The organism is Wukongibacter baidiensis (genome assembly GCF_050888315.1).
Taxonomy (GTDB): Bacteria; Bacillota; Clostridia; order Peptostreptococcales; family Caminicellaceae; genus Wukongibacter; species Wukongibacter baidiensis.
On record NZ_CP138202.1, the window covers coordinates 2,178,016 to 2,202,808 of the forward strand.

General features: G+C 33.2%; 24 protein-coding genes and 1 riboswitch. Of the genes, 1 reads left to right on the forward strand and 23 read right to left on the reverse strand.

Features of this window, described 5'->3' with window-relative positions:
- Nucleotides 1-248 precede the first annotated feature (248 nt).
- From R9X47_RS09810 to R9X47_RS09830, 5 genes are all read right to left on the reverse strand, one after another.
- Entirely contained in the window at nucleotides 249-1,562 is a 1,314-nt protein-coding gene (locus tag R9X47_RS09810; RefSeq protein ID WP_432666623.1) for a serpin family protein, read from the reverse strand.
- A gap of 273 nt (nucleotides 1,563-1,835) precedes the next feature.
- Entirely contained in the window at nucleotides 1,836-2,525 is a 690-nt protein-coding gene (locus R9X47_RS09815) for an HD domain-containing protein (RefSeq protein WP_432666624.1), read from the reverse strand.
- 24 nt (nucleotides 2,526-2,549) lie between these two features.
- A complete protein-coding gene (locus tag R9X47_RS09820; RefSeq protein WP_432666625.1) occupies nucleotides 2,550-4,328 on the reverse strand; it encodes a M3 family oligoendopeptidase in 1,779 nt (592 codons plus the stop codon).
- Between the two features lie 177 nt (nucleotides 4,329-4,505).
- Nucleotides 4,506-7,067, reverse strand: coding sequence for a PEP/pyruvate-binding domain-containing protein (locus R9X47_RS09825; RefSeq protein WP_432666626.1), 2,562 nt, complete (start codon nucleotides 7,065-7,067; stop codon nucleotides 4,506-4,508).
- Nucleotides 7,064-7,747 carry a TetR/AcrR family transcriptional regulator gene (locus R9X47_RS09830; protein WP_432666627.1) on the reverse strand — a complete coding sequence of 228 codons (684 nt, stop codon included), beginning with the start codon at nucleotides 7,745-7,747 and terminating at the stop codon, nucleotides 7,064-7,066. The genes R9X47_RS09825 and R9X47_RS09830 overlap by 4 nt, the downstream gene beginning before the upstream one ends.
- Nucleotides 7,748-8,243: 496 nt before the next feature.
- On the opposite strand from R9X47_RS09830, the gene R9X47_RS09835 reads away from it, so the two are divergent.
- A complete protein-coding gene (locus tag R9X47_RS09835; RefSeq protein ID WP_432666628.1) occupies nucleotides 8,244-9,413 on the forward strand; it encodes a stalk domain-containing protein in 1,170 nt (389 codons plus the stop codon).
- A gap of 185 nt (nucleotides 9,414-9,598) precedes the next feature.
- Here the strand turns inward: R9X47_RS09835 and R9X47_RS09840 are convergent, their stop codons facing one another.
- From R9X47_RS09840 to R9X47_RS09925, 18 genes are all read right to left on the reverse strand, one after another.
- The gene (locus tag R9X47_RS09840; RefSeq protein ID WP_432666629.1) at nucleotides 9,599-10,018 is read right to left on the reverse strand and encodes a PAS domain-containing protein; all 420 of its coding nucleotides are present in this window, start codon (nucleotides 10,016-10,018) and stop codon (nucleotides 9,599-9,601) included.
- Between the two features lie 23 nt (nucleotides 10,019-10,041).
- Nucleotides 10,042-10,395, reverse strand: a complete 354-nt coding sequence (locus R9X47_RS09845; RefSeq protein ID WP_432666630.1) for a response regulator — start codon at nucleotides 10,393-10,395, stop codon at nucleotides 10,042-10,044.
- A gap of 23 nt (nucleotides 10,396-10,418) precedes the next feature.
- Nucleotides 10,419-11,729: a SpoIIE family protein phosphatase gene (locus R9X47_RS09850; protein ID WP_432666631.1), complete on the reverse strand. Its 1,311-nt coding sequence runs from the start codon at nucleotides 11,727-11,729 to the stop codon at nucleotides 10,419-10,421.
- Nucleotides 11,729-12,082: an STAS domain-containing protein gene (locus R9X47_RS09855; RefSeq protein ID WP_432666632.1), complete on the reverse strand. Its 354-nt coding sequence runs from the start codon at nucleotides 12,080-12,082 to the stop codon at nucleotides 11,729-11,731. The genes R9X47_RS09850 and R9X47_RS09855 overlap by 1 nt, the downstream gene beginning before the upstream one ends.
- 2 nt (nucleotides 12,083-12,084) lie before the next feature.
- Entirely contained in the window at nucleotides 12,085-12,525 is a 441-nt protein-coding gene (locus R9X47_RS09860) for an ATP-binding protein (RefSeq protein ID WP_432666633.1), read from the reverse strand.
- Between the two features lie 13 nt (nucleotides 12,526-12,538).
- Nucleotides 12,539-14,605 (reverse strand): chemotaxis protein CheW, encoded by a 2,067-nt coding sequence (locus tag R9X47_RS09865; protein WP_432666634.1) that lies wholly within the window; start codon nucleotides 14,603-14,605, stop codon nucleotides 12,539-12,541.
- Between the two features lies 1 nt (nucleotide 14,606).
- Nucleotides 14,607-15,056 carry a chemotaxis protein CheW gene (locus tag R9X47_RS09870; protein ID WP_432666635.1) on the reverse strand — a complete coding sequence of 150 codons (450 nt, stop codon included), beginning with the start codon at nucleotides 15,054-15,056 and terminating at the stop codon, nucleotides 14,607-14,609.
- A gap of 37 nt (nucleotides 15,057-15,093) precedes the next feature.
- Nucleotides 15,094-17,373, reverse strand: a complete 2,280-nt coding sequence (locus R9X47_RS09875) for a methyl-accepting chemotaxis protein (protein WP_432666636.1) — start codon at nucleotides 17,371-17,373, stop codon at nucleotides 15,094-15,096.
- A 15-nt stretch (nucleotides 17,374-17,388) separates the two neighbouring features.
- Complete coding sequence (locus R9X47_RS09880; RefSeq protein WP_432666637.1) at nucleotides 17,389-17,838, reverse strand: PAS domain S-box protein; 450 nt, start codon at nucleotides 17,836-17,838, stop codon at nucleotides 17,389-17,391.
- Nucleotides 17,839-18,037: 199 nt separating this feature from the next.
- Nucleotides 18,038-18,400, reverse strand: coding sequence for a Na-translocating system protein MpsC family protein (locus tag R9X47_RS09885; protein WP_432666638.1), 363 nt, complete (start codon nucleotides 18,398-18,400; stop codon nucleotides 18,038-18,040).
- A gap of 172 nt (nucleotides 18,401-18,572) precedes the next feature.
- Nucleotides 18,573-18,658: riboswitch (cyclic di-GMP riboswitch) on the reverse strand.
- Between the two features lie 214 nt (nucleotides 18,659-18,872).
- Nucleotides 18,873-20,033: an iron-containing alcohol dehydrogenase gene (locus tag R9X47_RS09890; protein WP_432666639.1), complete on the reverse strand. Its 1,161-nt coding sequence runs from the start codon at nucleotides 20,031-20,033 to the stop codon at nucleotides 18,873-18,875.
- Nucleotides 20,034-20,056: 23 nt separating this feature from the next.
- On the reverse strand, nucleotides 20,057-20,458 hold the full coding sequence (locus tag R9X47_RS09895; protein ID WP_432666640.1) for a MerR family transcriptional regulator: 402 nt from the start codon (nucleotides 20,456-20,458) through the stop codon (nucleotides 20,057-20,059).
- Between the two features lie 235 nt (nucleotides 20,459-20,693).
- Nucleotides 20,694-20,915, reverse strand: coding sequence for a NifU family protein (locus tag R9X47_RS09900; protein ID WP_432667616.1), 222 nt, complete (start codon nucleotides 20,913-20,915; stop codon nucleotides 20,694-20,696).
- A gap of 44 nt (nucleotides 20,916-20,959) precedes the next feature.
- Entirely contained in the window at nucleotides 20,960-21,523 is a 564-nt protein-coding gene (locus tag R9X47_RS09905; RefSeq protein WP_432666641.1) for a nitroreductase family protein, read from the reverse strand.
- A 153-nt stretch (nucleotides 21,524-21,676) separates the two neighbouring features.
- Nucleotides 21,677-22,105, reverse strand: coding sequence for a MarR family winged helix-turn-helix transcriptional regulator (locus R9X47_RS09910; protein WP_432666642.1), 429 nt, complete (start codon nucleotides 22,103-22,105; stop codon nucleotides 21,677-21,679).
- 243 nt (nucleotides 22,106-22,348) lie between these two features.
- Nucleotides 22,349-22,678, reverse strand: coding sequence for a tRNA-binding protein (locus R9X47_RS09915; protein WP_432666643.1), 330 nt, complete (start codon nucleotides 22,676-22,678; stop codon nucleotides 22,349-22,351).
- A gap of 117 nt (nucleotides 22,679-22,795) precedes the next feature.
- Nucleotides 22,796-23,590, reverse strand: coding sequence for a hypothetical protein (locus tag R9X47_RS09920; protein ID WP_432666644.1), 795 nt, complete (start codon nucleotides 23,588-23,590; stop codon nucleotides 22,796-22,798).
- Between the two features lie 67 nt (nucleotides 23,591-23,657).
- Nucleotides 23,658-24,776 (reverse strand): NADase-type glycan-binding domain-containing protein, encoded by a 1,119-nt coding sequence (locus tag R9X47_RS09925; RefSeq protein WP_432666645.1) that lies wholly within the window; start codon nucleotides 24,774-24,776, stop codon nucleotides 23,658-23,660.
- Nucleotides 24,777-24,793: the final 17 nt, after the last annotated feature.

The window sequence follows — 24,793 nt, forward strand, 5'->3', positions numbered from 1 at the left end:
AAAGAATATATAATATGGATTTTGAGTATAGGGTTTACATAGTAAAACTTATATGGCATCAAAACCAGCCTCAGCAAATATCTCTGCTGCTTTTTTATTCATTTTATCTATCTCCCTTCTCCATACCAGAGGCATATCATACTAGTAGGTAGATTGTAAATGCTTTTCTATAATCTCTAATTTAATAATTTTTATTCCAGACGATTCTCATGGAGTTTCCTTACCTTCTTCAAGAAAACATATAAATCTTACTCTTCGATTGGATTATTAACTATTCCAATAAATAACACCACACCTTTCGATCCCTTAATAGTGAAAATAAATGGTCGATCTAAAATCATTTCCGCCTTATCTTTGGGTTGTGCGCTACCAGCGTAATCGATTTGAGTATAAGCTGAAGCCTCGCAGCCTTTCTCGTCAATGGAAATATGGGTTGACTGTATAATATCAGATATATATACTATATCAGCGTCTGTTAATCCAGAGAAATCTGCGTCTTTTTCAAAGGCTCTATAAATACCTAATCTCTTCAATGCTTCTTTTAAATGTAACGTGGATCCAAAACTGAACTTTGGTACCTTAAATACTACTTCACCAAATTTCTTAATATTAGATGGATCATCTTTATCTAATAAAATCTTTACTTTTTCTGGGGTCGAAATAAGATCATATACATCTACCCCTTCATCTGGAAGATAGAAACTCATGGATGCTCCATTTTTGAGATTGAGGCTAGATGTAAGAAATCCATCTCCATCAACAAAACCATGACTAGAGAATCTCATATTCATAAAATCACATACAACATCTTTTCCATCGTTACAATGGAATGTATCTTCCTTTGTTCTATTCTTATCAAATTTGGTTGTCCATTCATCATAAAAATAAATGGTATTAATTATGGTTAGTATTTGTTCCTCATTCACAGGAACAGACCCTTTTAGGGTTCCATTGCTATTATCTGCTATCCATTTCGATATAAGCTTTTCTGTTTCTTTTTTTGAAAAATCTACAGCATATAATGAAGCATAATAATCTTCTAATACTGTTTTTAGATAGTCTTCCTTAAACGACTCTTTTCTATCTAACCATAGTGAATTAGCTAACTTTAGTTTTCCGATTTCATTATCCTTATAAATTAATCTAAATAGATTCCCCGTTTGTTTTTCAAGCTCTTCAATACCTAAGTCTTTCATATGCATTGTTAATAGTATTTCTTTTTGCGTTTCACTGCTGGCTCCTGATGATGATAAAGCTAATGCCATATGTAAACTTATTGGTGAATACATGGTATTTTCTGATGAATTTGATGTGATAAGTAATTCTGCTATGGTATCTGCTGAGAAATTGCTAAGACCTTGTATAAATGCATCACTAACTTCGTTATTATCCCAAACAGCTCTTTTACCATCATAGTCATCAAATCCAACTGCTGGTGGATAATCTGCTTTTGCTACAAGCTCCTTTACATCTCCTTGCGTCATATCATTGTTAATATTGGAACAACCTATTAAACTTGCCAACAGAATTATTGAAAGCAACAATACTAGCTTCTTTTTCACTCGTCTTGTCTTCCTCTCTTTTTTAATTCCATTATATCCCAGTAAGTCTTTCCATGTCAAAAACCTAATTTAATATAAGCATTGATTTTTTAAGTTTTATAAATACTTTAATAAATCTCAGTTTAAAAAAAAGCCACAACCAATTGTAAATTTGGTTATAGCTCTCTTGTTATAGCCTTTACTATAGAGAAATTATTCTAAGAATGTTTGATTAACACCATTTTTACAATGTCAATTACTTGATAAAATATAAAAAGTTTATATTTCTAATTCCTACGACTTATCTTCTGTATCTATAAAGCTTTGCAATAACTTTATGCCATCATTATGAATATTGCTTACTTCCTTAAACATACCCTCATAGAAATTAATGCACATACTTTTCCTTTCTCTACAAATCTCCTTGGCACGGTCAGTATATAGCTTATTTTCAAGCTTTAGCAATTTATTATTAACAATATTGAAAAAGGAGTTCTCATCCTTTTCAGAGCCATCAAGTACCCTGCCATCGCTATCAACACTATAAAGGGGCTCAGATATTATTCCACCAAACTGTAAAGTTCTAGCAATACCAACGGCACCTGAAATGTCTAGTTTATCAGCATCAAATAATATTTTTGCTTCTATGCTTTCAGGAGGTAAATCTGTGCGATACCTATGGGTAATAATACACTCTTTTACATGGTTTGCTCTAGTTTCTTCCCAGCCTAATTCAATCATAAACTCATAGGCCATATTTGCTCCAACAACAGCATGATCTAGGCTACTATCATTATATTCTGCATCTCTGCCTATATCATGCAATAGCGATGCTGCAATAAGCACACTCCTGTCAATGTTCAGCTTTTTACCAATATCCAAGGCCATATATAAAACTCGGTAAATATGCTGACAGTCATGGACACTGTCACTCATGCAACTTAGCATGTAATTCTCTATTTTTTGATACAGTTCTTTATCCATTTATATACACTCCAGTACCCATATTTAAACTGATTCAGAAAGTTCAATAAACCTTTTTATGTCTTTTTCTATCAGTTTCAGAGAACTTCTCCAAAAATCTATAGAATGTACATCAATATCCATCATCTTAGCTACATTAGCAATTGTATTTTTTCCTGTGACAGCTAAAAGCTTATCATAGTCTTCAATAAAAGATTCACCGACTTCAAGATATCTAGCGTATAATCCCTTAGCAAATAATAGCCCAAAGGCATAGGGAAAATTATAAAAATTTCTATTTGCATAGTAATAGTGGGTTTTATTTGCCCACATATAAGGATGTAAAGTATCGTGATCTAACCCATCCCCATATGCATCTCTTTGGGCTTCAAGCATAAGATTATTTAATTCCTTGGAAGAAAGTGAGTATTCCTTTCTCTGCTCAAATAGTCTTGATTCAAAAAGAAACCTACTATATATATCAACGATTACTTGAGTTGCATTTTGAAGAGATCCTTCTAGAATATTGAAGGCATCTTCATTATTAGCTTCTTTAAGGGCAGAATTCATAACTATAGTTTCACAGAAAATAGAAGCAGTTTCAGCAAGGGGCATAGGATAACCAGTATTTAATATACTCTCTCCTCTTAGACATTTTCCATGATATCCATGTCCAAGTTCATGAGCCAATGTCATTACATTTTTAAAGCTTCCAGTGAAATTGGTTAGTATTCTGCTTTCCTTTATTGGATGGATATTATAGCAAAATGCTCCTCCTCTCTTGCCTTTTTTCGGCTCAACATCTATCCACCTTTTGTTTATGGCGTTATCAGCATAGTCTGCTAGATAGTCACTAAATGATCTAAAATTCTTCACTATGTAATCCCTTGCGTCCTCATAGGTAAAGCTTTTATTGCTCTTCCCTACTGGAGCAAAAACATCATAAAATGGAAGTCCTTCTTTATATCCTAGAATCTCGGCTTTTCTTCTTAGATACTTACGAAAAGCAGGTAGACTTTCCTTCATAGCCTCTAGCATAGCGTCTAAAGTCTCTTTATCCATTCTAGAATTTATTAAGGTCTCTTCAAGTGGAGATTCGAACCCACGCATCTTTGATACAGTTAAAACCTCACCCTTTATACCATTAAGACAAGCGGCTAATGCTACTTCAGTCTTTTCATAGGATTTTATCTCTGCTTCAAAGGCATTTTTTCTTACTATAGGATCCTTATCAAATGCCATATTTCTTACAAAGGAAAGAGGTAATTGTTTCTGCTCTCCATCTATTTCAATATCAACCATTTGAGTCGATGAAAGAGTTCCTCTAAGCTTTTCCCATGCCTTTGATCCCGTATTAGTCATTTTCGCTAACAATATCTCTTCTTTATCACTTAGTAAGTATTTATTTTTATTTGCCAGTTCCAATAAATAAAATCTATGCTCCTTTAAAAGGTCTGATTGAGAAATTATAGATTCTAACTCACCAATATTTCCCATCCATTTTTGAAACTTAACCACAGGTTCAGTCAACTCTGTTCTCTTTTTCTGTAGAAGATCAAAGGTTTTGGATATTTCTTCGTTAGTGCTATCAACACTAAAACTTAGATGGGTGTATGCCATAAGCTTTGCATATAGAGATGTGAAACTCTTAATAAGGTCAATATAGTATTCAATATTCCTAACTGTATTATTGTCAGAATCCAGCTCATTATTAGTCCATTCCTTAATAGACTCAATTTGTTTGTTACAGACTTCTAGGTCATCCTTAAATTCCTTAGAATCAAAAGATGGATAAAGTTCGTTTAAACTCCATTTTAAATCCATTATAACCATCCTTTCAAAATATATATCATTACGTATTCTATGATATATATTTTTTTAATATTTGCAAATATAAATAACAATATATTGTTAATTTCTCTCACATTTTAAAATACGAAATACTAAAAGAAGCTGACTTTAAATCTTCCTCACAAGGCAGCTTCTTTGAAACAGTCTAATTTACTCAAGTATTTCTATAGTTCCTGCTTCCCCATTAACTCTCACAAGTTGACCATCCTTTAATAAGTCAGTAACCGATGGAATACCAACGACAGCCGGGATACCGTATTCTCTTGCTACTATCCCTCCATGGCTCAGTGGACCGCCGTACTCCATAATGAGTCCCTTAGCTGACATAAAAAGTGGAGTCCATGCAGGATTCGTACTTTCAGTTACTAAAATTTCTCCTTCTTTCAGTTCAGAGGTGCTTGGATTAAATACCACCCTAACACGACCTTCATAAATGCCTCCAGACAGAGCTATACCTTGAAGCACTTTACTTTTCGGATCAAATTTTTGAGCTGAATAAAATGTTTCACCTGTGTTAAGAACAATTCTTGGTATACTATTCCTTGCCATTTCTTTAATGTATACTTCTTTATTTCTACGGACGGTCTCCTTAAGAATCTGACCACTTAGGATATCTCTCTTTCTAAGGAAAAAAATGTCTTCTGCTTCATCAAGTAAGCCTCTTTGTTGGTATGATTTTCCTTGCTCAAGTATTACTCTTCTTGATACGTCTAGTGCTTGAACAATATTGAATTTAGGATATTCCCTCATCCCAGCCGCCCTTCTATAATCTACCATCCATTTCTTCATCTTTTTTGCCATCCTTTGACCTTTTTTCACCTTAACAGCCTCATAGATCTCTTCGATTAGATTATTGGCCTCATTAGCCTTTTCGTGAACCTCTGATATATTCCTCGTGTACATCTTATCTACCATATAGGACTTAATTTGATTCAACAGATATTCAGGGTTCTCCCTCCATCTTTTGTATCCAAAGTCAAGCTCAACAGTACTCCTATGGCCAAATTTATCAAGAAAAGCCTTCATTTCTGGATCATCAGTTGTTGCTTCTAGGCCATTCTCATCGAAATATTTAGCAAGTTTATTGAGTTCTAAACCAAGCTCTACCGTAACACACTCAGGTAAAGAATATGATAATATGTCTAGATTAAACCTGTCTCCGAATATCTTCTTTATGGTCTTTTCTATCTTTGAATAATTACTCACTTCTAAACAGTACAATGCTTGTTTTTGAGTCAACTTGAAAACTTTAAGCATTGCATCAGAACAAAATTTCATCTTCTCTTCCACTGTCTTTAGATTCTTAGCTTCTTCTAAAATCCCTTGATAAAATTCCTCTCCCATTGACCTTATGGCATCATATCTCTTGTTTGGTTTAACCCCTCTTGCTATCCTTAAGTCTCCCATGGAATTCAAGCCATATCTAAGTGCACCCCAAGGGATTTTAAATTTTATACCTTGACTCCTAAAGGTAGTGCCATGCTTTTCTAGTACATAGTCCATTGTATCTTTAAGGGGTAGATCACTACCCGAAAAGGCTTTACCAAACTGTTTCGCTACAAGTTTACTGGACATGAGATAGGTAATATCTAAGAAAATTCTTCCCCCAGCATATTTCACGAAATCCTCTGGTATAGGTTTCTTTCTCTTAAGCATAACATTAAGAACTGATGGAAACATACCACCATATAGATCTGCTCCTAATGGTGTGAATGCTTCTTTCATACCAAGAAGTACTGAACTCGCAGCTAAATAAGCCCTTAGCTTCCCATCTTTATCAAAAGCTTCTATCGGAAACAGAGTTGTTATGTTCCTTGATTGTACAATATAAAATTCATCTTTATCATCAATAGCAAATTCTATATCCTGAGGTGTTCCAAAATAGTTCTGAACCTTTTCTGCTTCTTTCACAATGACTTCAATATGATTTGGCTTTAAAGAACTCTTTTCTTGTAAAACTGGATCAACTTCTACGTATTCAATACCGTCCTTGGCGTACCTACATAAAATTTCCTTTTTTGAAATTTCTTCACTTATTAGCCTTCCACTCCCATGGTCAATAGTATACTGATCTGGGTTTACCCTTCCGCTAACAATGGATTCTCCTAAACCATAGGCTGCATTGACAAGTATCTCAGAGCGAATACCCGAAACCGGGTTAGCCGTGAAAATTACTCCCGAGACCTTGGAGTCAATCATTTCTTGAACAACTACCCCGTGGGAAAACTCCTCCCCTACATCATACTTGTTTCTGTAATCAATTGCCCTTTCATTCCAAAGGGATTTCCAACATATGATGACCTTTTCTATTAAATCTTCCTCAGTTACATTCAAATAACTACTATACTGTCCAGCAAAGCTCATACCAGGTAAATCTTCAACAGTAGAACTACTTCGAACAGCTACCCCATGGCTGCTTAGTTTTCTAAATGCCTCTTTTAACTGATCAATTAAGTCATTTGTCATTTTATCTTTTACAAACATATTCTTTATAGCCTTTGATTTATCTAAACTACTTATGTCGCCAGCAAGAATTTCAGTAATTTTAGACTTTAAATTATTTCTATCTATATAGGCATCATAGGCCTTAGATGTGATTACAAAGCCATTTGGAACCTTTAAGCCACAGTTATACATCTTACTAAGGTTATGACCTTTGCCACCTACTAATTGAAAATCTGACTTTTTTATATTCTTAAACCATTTGATCATCTGGCATCCTCCTCTTTGAGAGCAATCTGCTCTTTAGTATGCTCGATATAAGCCAAAACAACCAACTTTACTTTTACACCATTACCTTTTAATCCAAGCTCTCTGTTTATCATATTTTCAACGAATTCTAATTGACCTATGAGAGATTTGAATTTAACTTCATCATGTTTAAAGAACTCCTTTCGAGCTATACGATTGATTTGTATCATCTCTCTCGTCCAGAGTCCTGCAAGTGCCTCGTGATACTTAACAGTAAATTCTCCTTTATCCACGCCTTCTCTAATAACCTTCGTATAAACCTTCGTGGTAAGCTCTTCAAACTCCCTAGCAATTTTCAATATGATAACATGGTTTCCTTTGAAGGAGAAAACCTTCTGTAGCTTAGGCCAGTCCCTTATCTGCTCCATTTTATATTCATAAAACATTGTAAAAATCTTATTAAAAAGTTCCGTATATGAACCTACATGTTCTTCAATAGTTGTATTATAAAGCTTAGAGAATTCATCTAAATATTCCTCCGTTATCGCTTCTAAAATCTCTTCCTTTGAATTAAAGTGATGGTAAAAACCACCTCGTGAACTCCCTGCCTTCTTGATGATATCTGAAACTGTCGTCTCATCATATCCCTTATCTCCAAATAGTTCATAAGACGCATCCAATATTTTCTCTTTTAAACCCATACTCTCCCACCCCTTTACCGACACATTGTCGGTTTTCTATTTTTATCATACACCCAAATCAAAAATTAGTCAAATATTTACTATTGGAAATACTTTCCGATTTTTTCTTTTCCCTAAATATAGTCTCCCTCAAAGTGAGGGTCAAATTCTAAGTTATAAAAAAATTCTCGTTGCACTAAAAAAAAGTAAGTCCTTATGAACTCACTCTGCTTTATGTGTGATTATATTCAGTTACTCCATATGATCTTGAGGTACTAGGTTTTGAAAAGCATGATTATGCTATAATGTTAATGATAAAGTAATTTATTTATCTTGTTAACAAAGTTAGTAAGATAATAGGCTGTTAAGAAAGCCGAAGTTCGAGGCGTACTGAAAGCAAGAGACCGCAGCGTATATAGACATACGTGAGGGTTCTTGATTGAAGCAACAACGAAGAAATTCGGGGTTATTAACAGCCTCGATAAAGTAATTTATTCTTATACATGGAGTGATAATAATGAAAAGATATTTTAAGGGTTATATTGCAGGTCTAGTAACCGCTCTTTGTCTAACAGTAGTTAGTACTGCCTATCCTATTTCTAAATCTATTAATGTGGTTTTTGATAACTATAAAATCTATGTCAATGGTACACTTACTAAAATGACTGATGTAAATGAAAAAACGTTGGAGCCCTTAAATTATAACGGTTCTATTTATCTACCGATCAGAGCAATTTCAAATGCCTTTGATGAAGATGTTACTTGGGAGTCTGATACTAAGTCAGTGTATATCGGTAAGCTACCTAATTCATCCCCTTCTACGAAGGCTGATGATAAAATACCCGATATTGAGGGAATAAAGCTTTTTCCTAAAGATAATATCTGGAATACACCTGTAGATAAGTTACCTATACATCCAAAATCAGACACTTTTATAAGTATAATAGGTAAGGATAAGCGTCTTCATCCTGATTTCGGTACATTCTGGAAGGGGTCTCCAATAGGTATTCCCTACAATATAGTTTCTTCCGATCAGAATACGGTGGATGTTACCTTTGATTATGCTTCCGAAAGTGATAAGGGTCCCTATCCAATACCTAATAGTCCTCTTATTGAAGGAGGTTCAGACAGGCATCTTTTAATATTGCAAAAAGATACAAATACATTATATGAGTTGTTTGCTGCTGAAAGGCTTCCAAATGGAAAGTGGCATGCTGGTAGTGGGGCTATTTGGCATCTTGATAAGAATGAACAGCGTCCCAAAGGATGGACAAGTGCTGATGCGTCTGGGCTTGCTATTTTACCTGGATTAGTTAGATGGGATGAAGTCTATAAAAAGGGTGAAATCAACCATGCCTTTAGGGTTACTTTGAGCAAAATACAAAAAGCTTATGTTCTACCTGCTACCCATTCAGGAGGGAAATATGCTGATCCAAGCTATCCACCCATGGGATTAAGACTCAGACTAAAGTCGGACTTTGATATATCAGAATACAATGAAGATATGCAGATTATACTGCGAGCCATGAAAAAATATGGATTGATTGTAGCTGATGTTGGTAGCGATATGTATGTATCAGGTGCCCATGATACTCGATGGAATGATGAAGCATTATCGGCTTTAAAAAAGCTTAAAGCCAGTGACTTTGAAGCAGTTTATACGGGAGAACCTATACCATATAAATAGTAACCGTCCTTATATTTCAAATTTACATATAAAGATGAAAATATGTCATGTGGATGAATACACTGAAAATAATATATGCCAGATGCGTCAGTCCCCATTTCACATTTTTATCTTTAATATGTCTATATATTCTTTCAATAATCTTCCACCGCTTTCAGCCATCCTATTCTGATCTGGCTTTTGACTTAGTAACATTGTTCACTGGTAATGTCATCAATTAAAATCAAACCGCTAAGACTATTGCTTTCTTCATCTGTCATAGGAAGAAACTTAGTTGAAGCTAAATATACTTCACCATTTTTTCTTCTACTCCATTTTCCATCCTCCCAAGCATTGTCATGTAGTAAATCTTTGAAAATATTGCTCTGGATCCTTCCATCATATTCATTAAGGAAAAATTTCTTAAAGTCTCGCCCAATCAACTCTTCATATTTATACCCAGTAATTTTATTTATGGTAGTGTTAGCCCACTCAATAGTCCCACGATTACTAATAATTATCCCTGTTTTAACAGTTTCAAGCATAACCTTCAATAGACTTGGCCTCATATCCAATAATTCTATTAAATGTTCCTCTTCATTTATTCTACTCTCTCTTGTTCTCATCCATATCCCCTCCAATAATTTAATTAGTAAAATCTTTTAATCTCATCTACTAATCTTGTTTCGTTAATTGGTTTTACCACAAAGCTTTTAGCTCCAGCAGTTATTGCTTCCATAACCTTAGGTTCTTGCCCCATAGCTGAGCAAACTATAATTTTAGCATCGGAATCTATCTTGATTATCTCCCTAATAGCTCTTATGCCATCTAACTCAGGCATAGTTATGTCCATTGTAACAACATCTGGTTCTAGCTGTTTATATTTTACTAATGCGTCTTTTCCACTAACAGCTTCCCCCGAAACTTCTATCTTATTTTTCTCAAGTATATTTTTTATCGTCATCCTCATAAAAGCAGTATCATCAACAATTAAAACACCCATTTTTCATCCTCCTTTAATATACACTAGCCTTTCCTCTTCAAACATAAAAATGCAATATCATCCTTTATGGCACTTCCAGTAGTGAATATGTTAATGCGATTTAGTAATTCTTCAAATTGCACATTACATCCTAAATTCATATTTTTATATAATGCTTCTTTAATTTCTTCCAGTCCCAAAGTTTCATTTTCTTTCCCTTTAACCTCTGTTGCACCATCGGTTAATAATACTAATCTGTCTTTTTTATTTAATGAAATAATCTCATCTTCATAGGGAAACCTCAAATCCTTAAACCAATTATTAATTGGTAATCCCTCAAGCTTATATGAAATAACTTTTTTCTCATTGACCTTCACATGCACTGGCTCTACATTATGACCTCCATTACATATTGTAACTTGATTTTTTTGAGTATCTAAAACTCCCATTAATATTCCAATGTATAATTCCTCTTCTACAATAAAATCATTAAATCTAATATGTAATTTTTCTAATATTTTTGATGGATAAATCGGTAGACCATTGAAGGAGTTGGCTATTCCTCTTACAGCCTGCTTTAAGAACAATGTAAATAAAGCTGAGGATACTCCATTGCCCGATACATCCGCAATATAAAAAATTATCTTATTATCATTAAACTGAAATACGTCATAAAAATCTCCACCTAGGTATTGAGCTTGAATATGATTACAACAGAAATAATAATTATCGAAATGGTGTTCACCACTTGGTAGTAAGTACTCTTGAATTCGTTGCGCATACTGCAAATCTTCATTTATTTTTCTATTCTGTTCCAGGATTACTTTCTTTTCGATTTCAAATTGCGCTGATAATATGCAGTTTTTAATAACAATAGCTGAAATCAAGGAATAAATTTCAAGCAATTTAAGGTTTTGATTTTCTAGCTTTTTATCTTCAAATTCTTCTATAATTATTGCTCCAATGTTTTCACCTTCATATTTTATTGGTATAGCAATAAATGATTCATCTTCATCACTTATATATAACTTAGTACAATACATGAAAAAGCAATCTTTCCCCAACTGATTACGATCCAGAAATACTTTCTCAATATCATTATCTTTCATTGTATAATAGCCGTATGTATCAGTCTTAAGTTCTTTTCGTACAAATTTTACAACCTTACCACCAGTTATTTTTTTTATATGTCTAATAATTATATGGGTTATTTTTTCAAAATCTGTTGTTACAAGCAAGGTACTTAAGAAATCTATCAGCATTAGAAGCTCAGTGTTCTGCAAACTTATCTTTTCTAAATTCTCCTGAAGTTTTTTATTTTCTTTAAGTAGATATCCTCTTTCCCTACTCTCCACTATATATTCACATCCTGTTTGTTAAATAATTCAATAGCTTCTTCCGTACTTTCATAAATACTGATAATCCTTTCTAATTTAGTTATAATAAATAGCTTTTTTATGTTTTCTTGCAAGGAAGAAAGCACAAATTCTTTACCCTGTTTTTTTGATTCTGAGTAAGCTTTTACGATAACTCCAAGACCCATACTGTTGAGATAAGTTAGATTCTCCATGTCAACAATAATAACCGGCTCACTTCCATGAATATTTCGTAGCATGCTCTCTTTAAATTCAGAATGATTTTCAAAGCTCACTTGTCCAAAAATGTTTATCAGTTTTATCTTTCCATGCGTTAAAGCTTCTACTAACATGATTACCACCCCTTTTTGAAGTAGATAATAACTTCGGTACCACTATCTTCATTACGTTTTATAATCAATTTATCGCACATACTATTTACTATAACGAGTCCTCTACCTGATTCTGCCAACAAATCATTAGATAGACCTGGTATTTCTTTAGTGTACTTTACGGGAATCCCTATCCCGAAATCTTTTATGCTTACTTTTAAGTACTCATCATTAAGATAAAACCTTACACTTATCTCTCCACATTTGCCCTCATAGGCATGTGCAATACAGTTGCAAAAAATCTCATCTATACACAGTAGATATTCCTTGAATTTATACTCATCTTTAAGTATAGAACCACATGTTTCTTTACTTATTTCTTTTATACTCATAAATCCTTCTAAATTTGACTCTACCGTCAATTCCTTTAGCAGAGTTTCTCTATTAGATAATTGCAAATTCACATTCGGCCCTCCTTTAACTTCTGGTTAAGGAAGCTATATCAAGAATATGCGCAAACCTTCCGTCTCCCAATACGCTAACCCCAGATATCCCTTTGATATTCCCAAGCAGTTTATCCCTTCCAATGAATGCTCCCATAGATTTTATTACTATCTCTTGTTCTCCTAATAGCTTATTTACTATCAAAGCAAATCTTTTTTCGGAATGTCCTACAACTACAATAAATACTTTCTTATTGGCCCTCTCTTTACTAACCTCAAAATATTCTCCTACTCTAACGATTGGGATAGCTTGGTCTCTCCAGTCAAAAACCTCAAAGCTCCCCACCTCATGAATTTTTTCTTCCATCTCCTCTTCTTTGATGCGAAGAGTTTCTATTATAGAGGTTATTGGTATAGCAAAGGTGTAACATTCTTCTCCTATTAATAGAGCCTGTATAATTGCCAAGGTTAAAGGCAGTTTGATTATGAATTTAGTCCCTATTCCCTCCTCACTTTTAATTTCTATTATTCCGTTTAATTTTCTTATATTTTCCCTAACAACATTTAATCCAACACCTCTGCCAGAGATATCTGTTACCTCTTTTGCAGTGGAAAATCCAGGTTCGAAAATATAATTGATTATCTCACTGTCAGATAAGGTTTGTAATTCTTCTTCTCTAGCAAGATCTTTTTCTATTACCTTTTGCTTTATCCTTTCAACGTTAATTCCTTTACCGTCGTCTTCAATCTCAATTACTACATTGTTCTCCTCATGCTTTGCTATCAGTTTTAAAGTTCCTACTTCATCTTTTGATTTTAGCTTTCTTTCCGCCATGGTCTCAAAGCCATGATCAATTGCATTTCTAAGAATATGTGTGAGTGGATCAATTAATTCTTCAATAATCCCTCTATCTATCTCAGTCTCTTTACCTTCAATTACAAAATTTATATCCTTATTACATTTCTGAGACAGATCTCTAACCATTCTTGGAAACCTATTAAATATATGCTCTAATGAAAGCATTCTAGTTGACATAACGGTTTCTTGAAGTTCTGTACCTATATAATTTATATGGGGAATCATACTTACCAATTTGCTTACTAAAGGATCTCCTTTATATCTCCTCTTAAGTTCATCGCTAATCTGATTTAGTGCCTCTTTATCGATAATAAATTCTCCAACAAGATTAAGTAGTTTGTCTATCTTGTTTACATCAACTCGTATTGTTGAGATTTCTTTCCTTTTGACACTTCCCTGTTTTTCAACTATCTTTACGTTTTGGGGAGTCATAACTTCTTTTTTTGAGTCTCTAACTTTTTTTATAACTATCTTTTCAATCTCAGATATAGAGTTGATGTTTTTATATATTTCCTCATATTCTTTCTGGGTAGCAATAACAATTTTGAATGTATTTTTGAAGTCTTCGTCGGGTAATTGCTCAAAATCAATTGGGTCAGTTGTTATGATATCCCCTATTCCCATCAAATTATTTGCAATTAGAAAGGCTTTAACGGATTTCATCTTAGTATTACTACTCATGATTATAATTATTTTATAAAGCTTTAATTCTAAATCAATTTTTTCACAAAGCGCCTTTTCATAATCGCTTAATTCTAAATCTATATCATCAATCTCTTGAGCATCATTTTTTTTATCTAACTCTTCTTTTCCATCATCTAGTACTACTTGTTTTTTCTCTGATCCTTTTCCATTCTTCACTATATCGTCTATTTCTTCTATAAGTTCATTTAGATCTATCACACATTCTTCACCTTTACTTAGGCTTTGATGAATATATTTAAAACCATCGATTCCTTTGAAGAAGATATTTAAGATATTTACATCTATGTATATTTCCTTATCTCTAATTTTAGAAAGTAGATTCTCCAGACTATGGGAGAGCTTTTCCATTTCTTCAAATCCCATAGTCGCTGAAGCTCCTTTTATCGAATGGGCCATTCTAAAAATATCATTAATAGTTTCCATGCTTCCATTCCCATTCTCAAGCAGTAATAAATCCTGTTCTATTTTCTCAATTTGTTCCTTAGTTTCTTCTAAAAACATAGAATAATAGACATCATTTATATTAAATTTATCCATACTATTTACCCCTTTTTAGGTCGTCACTAGTATTAAGCAGTTTATCTATATCCAGTAAAAATACCATTCTTTTGCCTTTCTTTCCCACTCCTGTGATGTAGTTAGAATCAATAGCAATTTCCTCAGGCGGCGCAGAAAATTCCTCTTCTTCAAATGTTATAACGTGGGATACACTATCAACTAAAAATCCAATATTCTTAGAGTCGATTTTTACAACCACTATTCTTGTTTGCTTATCTAGCTTCTTAAGCTCGATTTTAAACTTCTTTCTTAGATTCACTATTGGAACCACATCACCTCTTAAGTTAATTATTCCTTCTATATGTTCAGGAGTCTTAGGTACCTTTGTAATTTCCAGTTCCTTTAGTCTATTGATTTCACTTACCTTAAGTATATTAAGTCCATATTCTTCACTGCCCAAGGAGAAAACCACATATTGTTTTTCAGTCATTATTTCCCCCCTCTTTAAATGTTTTTTATTCTCGTAGTTATATTTTGAATTGAGATACAACCTCTACTAATTTATTGGAATGATCCGCTAGGCTTTCTGCCGTTGCAGCAGTTTCTTCACTACCAGCAGACACTTCCCCGCTCATATGATTGATATTTTCAGTGGTTGCTAATATTTCTTGACTTGCTGCCGCTTGCTCCTCAGCTGCACTAGCAACTTCTTGTGATATAGAGTTTAAACTTTCTACTGTAACAACTACTGAATCGATTGACTGTATTTGATATTGTACTGCCGTAGAAACTTGAGTAGATAATTCATTAACCTTTTCAATAGCTTCCATAATAGACTTACTTGCAACAGTCTGCTCTTCCGTAGATGAAGCTATTTCTTTAATTAGACTTGTAGTAGTATTTATTGCTTCAAATATTTTATCTAAGGCTATACCAGTATCCTTTACTAGATTAACTCCATTGTCTACCTGCTTTGCTCCTTCGTTTGCCGTACTAACTGCATTATCTACCTGTTCCTGTATTCTTCTGATTAAATCTGTTATATCCTTAGTAGCTTCGCCTGACTTCTCCGCCAATGCTCCTATTGCCCCTGCTACCACAGCAAATCCTTTTCCGTGTTCTCCTGCTCTGGCAGCTTCAATTGACGCATTTAGGGCTAGTAGATTGGTTTGTTCTGCAATGTCATCAATAACCTCAACTATATCTCCTATCTGTACTGCAGCTTTACCTAAACCTTTAATTACTTGGGTTAAATTCTCCATCCCCTTATTTATACTATCCATTTCGGTGATTGTATTGCTCACTGCTTTTTTACCTTCATCTGCAATCTTTACAGTATCCTCTGCTTCTTTACTTGCATTGTTTGAGTTACTAGCAACAGATTCTATTGAAGTATTCATTTGTTTTATTGCACCCATAATATCCACTATATTTTCTACAGTCGCTTGTGTACTTTCTTCTACATCGTTTGAGGTCTTTCTCAGCTCCACTACAGAATTATTTATATCACTTGTGTTATGGGCCATTTCACTTGCACTTTCAGCAACCTCTCCTACTGATCTACTCATTTCATTCATCGTATTTGTTAATTCCCCTATAAGGGTTGATTGATTTTGTGCTGAAGAGGCCATTTCCTCGGAAATACTGCTTGTCTCTTGAGAAGAACTTCCTAGCTGATTTGCGGTTGCTAAAACTTCTTCCATTGCATTTCTTTGTCCATTTATCATGTTATTAAAACTGTTCGCTAAATCCCCTATCTCATCTCTTGTCTTTACATCAGCAGTTACAGTAAGGTCTCCGCTTTCAGCCTCTGACATCAAGTTCATCAATGTTTTAATAGGATTTGTAATTTGTCTAGATACATAGTAGGCTACCAATATTCCTAGTATTATACCGGCTATTGATATAGCTAGTGTCTTATTTCTAATGTCTACTGCAGTCGCCATATATTCCTTTACAGGTATATTTACAGCTACAGACCAGCTTCCAACAGGCTTGTACATATTAAGCTTATATATCCCCTCATATGTATAAAAACCGTAGTGCTCTTCACCATTTATCATTCTTTTAACTTGTTCATTCAACTCCGTACTACTGCTAGATCCTAAATTTTCTTTCAGTATCTTATCTTCCTTTGGATGCTGAAGAAGCACTCCCTTCGAGTCAATCATATATGCATATCCAGTTTCCCCTACATTAACTTCCTTCACAACATTTGATATACTTTCAAATTTGATTACTATCCCTATTACACCTACTATTTCTTTACTGCTTGTTCTCAATGGAATACTATAGATAGTTACAGGCTTATTTGTTAATTTAGACATTACGACTTCATTCCAATAGCTTTTACCTGTTATACTTTCTCTAAAATATTCTCTCTTAGATACATCAATTCCAATATTTGCACCATCACTTGAGTCAAGTATCACTGTCCCACTATTATTTATAATTACTATTTCTTCAGATATATCTTCAATTGCTCCTCTAAATTCCTTCAAGGTTTTTTTGGTAAGTTCCAAGGTTTCATTATCTACTTGACCACTTTTAACTTCATCTGAGTATTTTATAATGGATGGCAATTGACTCAATGTGTTACTAAGTTTTTCAATGCTATTCATCTCAAGTTTTATCTTATCAACTACTCCATTCAGCTCAGTTTTCAGATTGATTTCAGCCTCATGCTTTAAGCTGCTGCTGGTACTTCTGTAGGAGTAAAATCCTACTGCCGATACCGGCACAATAATTAAAATTAGAAAATACACCATTAATTTTGACATTAATCTAAAACCTTTTTTAGTTTGCATGCTATTGCCTCCCTCTTAAAAATTTATTTGTTCAACTTCAGTCAAGTCTTTTACCACCTTAGACATAATATCAACAGCTCTTTCATAGGTTCTTAAAACCTCCTTTTGTTCTGTAAATTCTCTTATGCATTCTACTAAAAAAATCTCATCATTTACTTCCAGTATAGTAGTTTGAATATCAACATCTATTAATTTTTCATCCTTAGTTTTATGTTTGGTTATAACTCTATGATTCTTCTGTTCATTGAAGAAATACTTCATGATTGCATCTACCCTTTGTTTTTCATCTTCCGGAACCTTTAAGTCCCTTATATAAAGATTTTTAAACTCTTCATCACTATACCCATATAAATTGACAGCCGCTTCATTAGAAAAAACCACTTTATATTTTTGATTGAAAATAAGTATTGGTATAGGCAGATAGTTGAAAAAGTTAATATCACTCCACGTCATTTCTTTGGACATGTTTTCTCCTCCTTAGCCACTTTATAAAAATTACTCAGATTAATCGAACCCCTTCGTTTTGGTCGGATTTCTCTTTGAGAAATAACCTCATATAAAAAACCAGCATAATATACGGTATCGGATTTGATACCATCTACTACCCCGGTGTACGTCAAGCCAAGATTTTATCTTTTTTTCTTGTCAATCAGTCCTGCCAGCCTTATTCAATTATTAATGTTAGCTTCGCCACATCTTCAATTGGGCTTCTATAAGCAAAAAGAAATTTAACTTCCTTTTCGACTATCTCAGATATATATTCTTCGATAAAATTTATATTTTTTGCAAAGAATCTCTCTCTTATTTCATTAACAAACCTTATATCCTCAGGATCCTTATTTCCTAATAAGCTTTTTTCTATGTCTACAAGATATCCCTTAAACTCCACCTCAATAATATCCTCTAGTATTTTCACTTTAATATTTTGAGGTCCTCTGCCAAGTTTATTCTTCATAAAGTTAGACATAAAGCTGATTATTTTATTCTGTTGTTTTATTCTTTTAGCCTTAAAGGTCGCAACCGCCATATAATCACAACTTTACTATAAATTTTTGGATAAGTTAATTATACAATCTGCTCAGATTACTAAGCATTTAATCTGGGTTTAAATATATAAAAGGCATCTATGATTTCATAGATGCCTTTTTTGACATAATAACTAATGGGTATCAAAAATAACCCATATACGTTAATGTTCCTTCGGCAACCTGTCAATCATAGGATCTTATCCCTTAGACACATGGCTTTGCGTCCTTACCTTTCAGTAAGTTTGCCATTATCGTTTCAAACTTTATTCTATTGTTTTTTAGTACACTTTTAATCTTTATAGGTCCTTTGTACTATTTACTATAATTCAAATATATATTATTTAATGTTTAATGTCAACAATTTTTGCCAAAGTTAGATTTAATTTTAACAATTTCTCATATAAAATTATTTTTTTATACAAACTACGACATTTAACTACGAATTTCGACTTTTAAAACAAGCTCTATTTGCTATTTTGCAAGTTCGTATATTTCCTTAATAGCATCTTTATCAAGCTTTACATAGCTACCTATTGTATTTGACCCAGCAGCCTTAAGAGCCATTTCTTCAAAACGGTCATCACTTATATCAATTTCACTTAATCTAATAGGCATTTCTATGGATTTAAGGAAGACCTCAAAGCGACGAATTCCCTCTATTGCAATCTCTTTATGGTTTTCAGGATTGTACTCAACATCCCATACTCTCACTGCATACTGGACAAGCTTATCAGGATTCTTTTGTAAGCAATATTTCATCCATGCAGGAAAAATAATTGCTAGCCCAGCTCCGTGGGCAATATCATATATACCACTTAGCTCATGCTCAATATTATGTGACGCCCAATCACTTTCACGGCCTGTATCTAACAGACCATTGTGTGCAATGGTGCTTGCCCACATTATTTCTGCACGTGAATTATAATCTTCTGGTTCTTTTAATGCCTTTGGAGTATTATGAATCATTGTTTTTAATGTTGCCTCGCAAAGACGATCTGTAAAGTCTACATTCTTTGTATTTGTAAAGTATCTCTCCATTACATGGGCCATGATGTCTACAGCTCCACATGAAGTCTGATAAGCTGGTAATGTAAAGGTTAATTCTGGATTCATGATGGCAAACTGAGGGCGCAGTACCAAACTCCCCATAGCTCTCTTCAGCCACCCTTCTTCATTTGTAATGACCGCACCATTACTAGTCTCGCTACCTGCCGCAGGTATAGTTAATACAACACCTATTGGTAATGCTTTACTTACGGCCGTTCCACTAAAGAAGTCCCAAACGTCACCATCATATACAGTTCCTGCAGCAATGGCCTTAGCAGAATCAATAACACTTCCTCCACCAACGGCTAATATAAAATCAACACCTTGTTCTTTACACATTCTAATACCTTCCCTAACCAGTGAGAGCCTTGGATTAGGCTTTACACCTCCAAGTTCTATAAACTCTATATTTTCATCTTGAAGACTCGTAACTATTCTTGAATAGAGGCCAGTTCTTTTAATACTACCGCCACCATAATGCAATAGAATTTTCTTACCATATTTCTTAGATTCAATTCCTACAGTCGATTCTGTCCCTTTTCCAAAGATGATTTCCGTTTTGTTATTATAGTTAAAATCTAACATGTTTTCTTCATCTCCTTATTACCCTATTTATTATCTTCATTAGACCTTGTAGAGCATTGAGAGCATCCACTATGGCCTAAGATTTCTATCTTTTTGTCAATTTTATCAAGATACTTATTTAACTTATCTAGATCCTCTAATACTTTTTGGCGATGCCTCGTTAAAATCTCTTTTTTACGAGAGATCGTCCTGTGAGTATTGTTTTGATCATGCAAATTAATAATATCTCGAATATCGGCTATCGTCATACCCGTTTCCTTTAGACAACGAACAAACTCAATCTTTCCGATATCATTATCGCTGTACACCCTTACACCATTTATATTCTTTTTGATTGGCGGAATAAGACCTTCTTTTTCATAATATCTCAATGTATGTGTGCTTAAGCCTACCTTCTTAGATGTCTGACCTATAGAATAGCTCATTCTATCACCTCAAATTTTTAGAAAAACTCTACTAAGATTATTATATAGGTTAGAGTAAACTTTAAGTCAAGGTCTTGTTATAAATAACATTTGACTTTTACAAACTAAATTCTGACATATATAGTCAATAAGAAGAAAGTCTTTTATAAAGATTCCCAAAGTAGGCTTTGTTTAAACACTTAACAGAAATTATAAAAAAGTAGTCAACATTGTGCAATGTTGACTACTTTTTTATCTATACACCAACTACTTCTTTTACTTCAGGTATTTCTTGTTTCAACACTCTCTCAATTACCATTTTCAATGTCATAGTTGCTCCTGGACAACCTCCACAAGCACCCTGTAATTGAACTTTTACAGTACCATCATCACTAAAACTTACAAACTTAACATCCCCGCCATCTCTTTGAAGCATAGGACGTACTTTTTCTAATGTTTCAATTATTTTATTTTCCATCATAAATCCTCCTCTCTTTCACTTCAAATTTTTTACTAAAGCATTTATCTTATATATTGTATTGTATTTTCTCTTCGCTTTGGTGCGTTTGTAGCTCTCACTTCCTTATACCCTAGCGCTACTGCATAATATGGCTTATATCCTTTAGGAATATTTAATCTCTCTTTGTATTCCTCTCCTTTTTCACTGTTAAATAAAAATCCTACGAATCCATTCCAGCAACCGCCTACATCAAGAGATTCAGCAGCTATTAACATGTTTTCAGTTGCAGCTGCACAATCAACTTCTGGCATCATTGCATCTTCTCTACCAGATACCACTACTATTGTTGGCGCTTTGTAAAAAATATCAAACTTTTCATTGTTGGCCATCTTTTGTATCATCTCATCCTCAAAGCTCTTTGCTATTTCCTTCGATTCTTTATTTAATTCCTTCATCAATTCTTGGTTTTGTATCACAGTAAAGTTCCAAGGTTGGTCATTATGTGCACTTGGTGAATAGATTCCTGCCTCAAGTATAGCTTGTAATTCTTCCTCCTTTATTTGCTCTAGTTTAAACTTCCTTGTGGTTCTTCTACTTCTTATTACTTCTAATGTTTGATTTTTCAAGTGACATTCTCCTTTTATATATAAATATTTTTTAATTTATCATATCTTACTTTTTCATACGACAGATTAAAACAAATATATTTGTTTGTACATACAATAATAATTAGTAGCAATAAATCCTATGTTTTACCAAGTTAACATCCCATAACTACTCTACTTCTCATCTTCTAACTTGTCAGATACATCGTTTATAAGTAGGGTTAATTCTTTTCCTTCCTCATAACCTATTGACTTAGAGTATCTATGATACAAGTTTTCCCAACATTTACTTATTTCCTCTTGAATTTCAATTCCCTTTTCAGTTAAGTAAATATATGATTTCTTGCCCTCATATTTTCTAGTTACTAAGCCTTTGCTTTCTAGTTTGTCAACAAATCTTGTAATGGTTGAAGGGGCAATATGCAGTTTTTGTGAAATTTCTTTTGGTGATATACCTGGGTAATTATATACAGCTACTAACAAAAATGCGTAGTTCGGTGAGAGCCCCGTTTTAGTAAATTCTTCCTCTCCCATCTTTGTTATTATCCTTGCTAATTTATTAGCAGTGAAAAATAAGCAACAACCCAATTTTTCTTCTGGCATAGAATTAACACCTTCTCTAATTATGTTTGTACATACAAATATTAATATATTTCTTTTCTCTTGTCAATAGCAACTATAAAATTGATAATCATTATTGTATCCTTTCTATTTCATTTCTATTCCCATATGTAACCGTAGTTTAGCTGTTGAACCTGTAAAATCAAGGTTGACAATTGTCTTTCAACATTCATAATTTCAAATAAATATTTACTCTAATATCTCTTAAACTCTATAGATATTAAATTACCCTAATCTATCTCCATTTTTAACAGGTTGTTCTGGTTGAATCAATACTACTCCTTGGTCCGCATAGACCCCTAAAACCAACACCTCTGACATAAAGTCACCAATTTGCTTTTTAGGAAAATTAACTACTCCCAAAACTTGTTTACCTATAAGTTCCTCAGCTTTATAACATTTAGTAATTTGTGCGCTCGATTTCCTTATTCCAATTTCCTCCCCAAAATCGACCCATACCTTATATGCTGGTTTTCTTGCCTTTTCAAAGATCTTAGCATCTATAATTTCTCCAACTCTTATGTCTAACTTCATGAAATCATCAAAAGTAATCATCTTAATATCCTCCTCATCAATTTTTCATGCTAAATTAAATAGAGAACCATATTTAAATACAGTTCCCTTAGGTATTATTATATATTTATTTCTTGTGAAATATTTTCCTAAATCAGGTTATTTTTTAGCTGATTTTTTTAAATACTCCATCCATCCATTTTTTATATCTTCAAATGATTTGCCAGTAACGTCTCCTATATCTTCTGAATAATAAATTCTTAGAAGCTTCTCTTTACCATATTCATTCTCTATATACTTTACTAATGATGCAGATAGTATATAGAATCCCCTTGCTTTGCCACCATACGCAAATTCATTCTTAAAGGTCAATAAATCATCAGACACACCATTCTCTAAAATTTCTTTAGCTAATTTATCAATATCAGTACCCATATTAGGTTGTGAGGGATTTTCTCCAAAAATATCTTGTAGATGCACAGCTAAACCCTCAAACAGCCAATATTTTGTGTCTATGTTACGTGATGCTAATACATGTACAGTCTCATGTACATATGGTGATCTTTTTTCTTTAACTTTAATTAATTCTATATCACCACCGAAAGCACTTGACCTACCAGCATCTTTTCTTTTTTTAATATAATATTCTACTTTTTCCTTAGAAACATCTTTTCTAATATATTTATCACCTAGATAATTTTTTACATCATTAATACCCTGTTCGATTTTTTCTGCTAAATCTACCATTTCTAGTTTTGTAAGATAGTCTTTATCTATATGTATTATTGCATGCTCAGTTGTTAGGATTAATTCATAGATCTCGCTTTTTTCGACCTCAATATCAATCTTAGAACTTACAACTTTATTAGCCTGACAACTGCTTAAATAAGTAATACACAAAATTGAAAGAACTATAATCGTGAACTTCTTTATCATTTGTCTATTATATTTCATTAATATCTCCTCCTAATATAGTCCTTATAATAATGGAAATACTACAGTACAGGCTTGAATTGATCGTTTATTTTGCAATTATTTCACTTATGCATGTATCTTGATATTTTTTTCCTTCAAATGTATCTAAGATTGTAAGTTTAATGAAATCTGTATTAATTGGTTTCGCTAATGTTATATTTTCTCTACTAAATAAAGATTCTTTGTCTTTATCTACTGTCTCACAAATCAAATATTCATCGTTACTAAAATCTAATCTGACTTTTTTTAATCTTCCATTGTTTTCATAAGTCTCTATAGTCTTATGATATCCATTTAATATTTTAATTTCATTTACCTCTTTATTTAAACTACTCTCCATCTTTATCCATTCATTTATACCATAGCCTTTTACACCTTCAACCCAAGCTGTTTCATTTCTTTTATCTGATATATTCCCCGCTCCATATCTCTTAAAATTAGAATCTAGAACACTTGACGCTTCAACTTTCTCCCACCTAATGATTTTTTCTGATAAACTGCCATTCATTGCACTTACTAAGGTTCCATCTTCATTAAATGTTGCTAGTTTTATACCATCATTACTATCTTCATACTCAACTACTATTTTACCGTCAATCTCTAGAACCCCTGTTGGCCAATACATATCTTCATTATTATATTGCCATATCTGTTTTCCAGAATGAATATCCACACATGTTAAAAATGGACCATAGTAGCCAGATACATATACTCTATCTTTGTTTATATAAGGTTTTGAAATAGAGCCTATGTCTTTGGCACTCCACAATTCTTCGCCTGTTTCCCCATCGATTGCATATAGTGTTCCATATACACCTATATAAACATTATTATCCTTTACCGCTGGCCTAGAAGCCAAACTTAACTCTGTAAGAGCTAAATCCGTCCATTTTTTATTCCAAAGAAGCTCTCCATCTTTATCATAGGCCTCAAGGACAAAATCGCCCATAGTCCCATTTACAAGTTCATATTGCTTAAAATAATATGTATTATAAGCTTTAATCTTTTGGTTTTCTTGATTTTTCATTGCTTCTTCTATTGCTTTATTTTCTTCTGAAGTTGCTACTTTTTCCTCAGCAAAAGCTTTATTTATCTCATTCTTTTTACTACTGCATCCCATTATTAGTAAGTTAAAAATCAGTAAAATCACTATAATTTTTTTCATAACAGTCTCTCCCTTAA

Bases quoted from the DNA above. Each gene is read 5' to 3' on its own strand.
- R9X47_RS09815 (WP_432666624.1), bottom strand. From the start codon at position 2,525: ATGGATAAAGAACTGTATCAAAAAATAGAGAATTACATGCTAAGTTGC.
- R9X47_RS09820 (WP_432666625.1), bottom strand. From the start codon at position 4,328: ATGGATTTAAAATGGAGTTTAAACGAACTTTATCCATCTTTTGATTCT.
- R9X47_RS09825 (WP_432666626.1), bottom strand. From the start codon at position 7,067: ATGATCAAATGGTTTAAGAATATAAAAAAGTCAGATTTTCAATTAGTA.
- R9X47_RS09830 (WP_432666627.1), bottom strand. From the start codon at position 7,747: ATGGGTTTAAAAGAGAAAATATTGGATGCGTCTTATGAACTATTTGGA.
- R9X47_RS09835 (WP_432666628.1), top strand. From the start codon at position 8,244: ATGAAAAGATATTTTAAGGGTTATATTGCAGGTCTAGTAACCGCTCTT.
- R9X47_RS09840 (WP_432666629.1), bottom strand. From the start codon at position 10,018: ATGAGAACAAGAGAGAGTAGAATAAATGAAGAGGAACATTTAATAGAA.
- R9X47_RS09845 (WP_432666630.1), bottom strand. From the start codon at position 10,395: ATGGGTGTTTTAATTGTTGATGATACTGCTTTTATGAGGATGACGATA.
- R9X47_RS09855 (WP_432666632.1), bottom strand. From the start codon at position 12,082: ATGTTAGTAGAAGCTTTAACGCATGGAAAGATAAAACTGATAAACATT.
- R9X47_RS09865 (WP_432666634.1), bottom strand. From the start codon at position 14,605: ATGGATAAATTTAATATAAATGATGTCTATTATTCTATGTTTTTAGAA.
- R9X47_RS09870 (WP_432666635.1), bottom strand. From the start codon at position 15,056: ATGACTGAAAAACAATATGTGGTTTTCTCCTTGGGCAGTGAAGAATAT.
- R9X47_RS09875 (WP_432666636.1), bottom strand. From the start codon at position 17,373: ATGCAAACTAAAAAAGGTTTTAGATTAATGTCAAAATTAATGGTGTAT.
- R9X47_RS09880 (WP_432666637.1), bottom strand. From the start codon at position 17,838: ATGTCCAAAGAAATGACGTGGAGTGATATTAACTTTTTCAACTATCTG.
- R9X47_RS09885 (WP_432666638.1), bottom strand. From the start codon at position 18,400: ATGGCGGTTGCGACCTTTAAGGCTAAAAGAATAAAACAACAGAATAAA.
- R9X47_RS09890 (WP_432666639.1), bottom strand. From the start codon at position 20,033: ATGTTAGATTTTAACTATAATAACAAAACGGAAATCATCTTTGGAAAA.
- R9X47_RS09895 (WP_432666640.1), bottom strand. From the start codon at position 20,458: ATGAGCTATTCTATAGGTCAGACATCTAAGAAGGTAGGCTTAAGCACA.
- R9X47_RS09900 (WP_432667616.1), bottom strand. From the start codon at position 20,915: ATGGAAAATAAAATAATTGAAACATTAGAAAAAGTACGTCCTATGCTT.
- R9X47_RS09910 (WP_432666642.1), bottom strand. From the start codon at position 22,105: ATGCCAGAAGAAAAATTGGGTTGTTGCTTATTTTTCACTGCTAATAAA.
- R9X47_RS09915 (WP_432666643.1), bottom strand. From the start codon at position 22,678: ATGATTACTTTTGATGATTTCATGAAGTTAGACATAAGAGTTGGAGAA.
- R9X47_RS09920 (WP_432666644.1), bottom strand. From the start codon at position 23,590: ATGAAATATAATAGACAAATGATAAAGAAGTTCACGATTATAGTTCTT.
- R9X47_RS09925 (WP_432666645.1), bottom strand. From the start codon at position 24,776: ATGAAAAAAATTATAGTGATTTTACTGATTTTTAACTTACTAATAATG.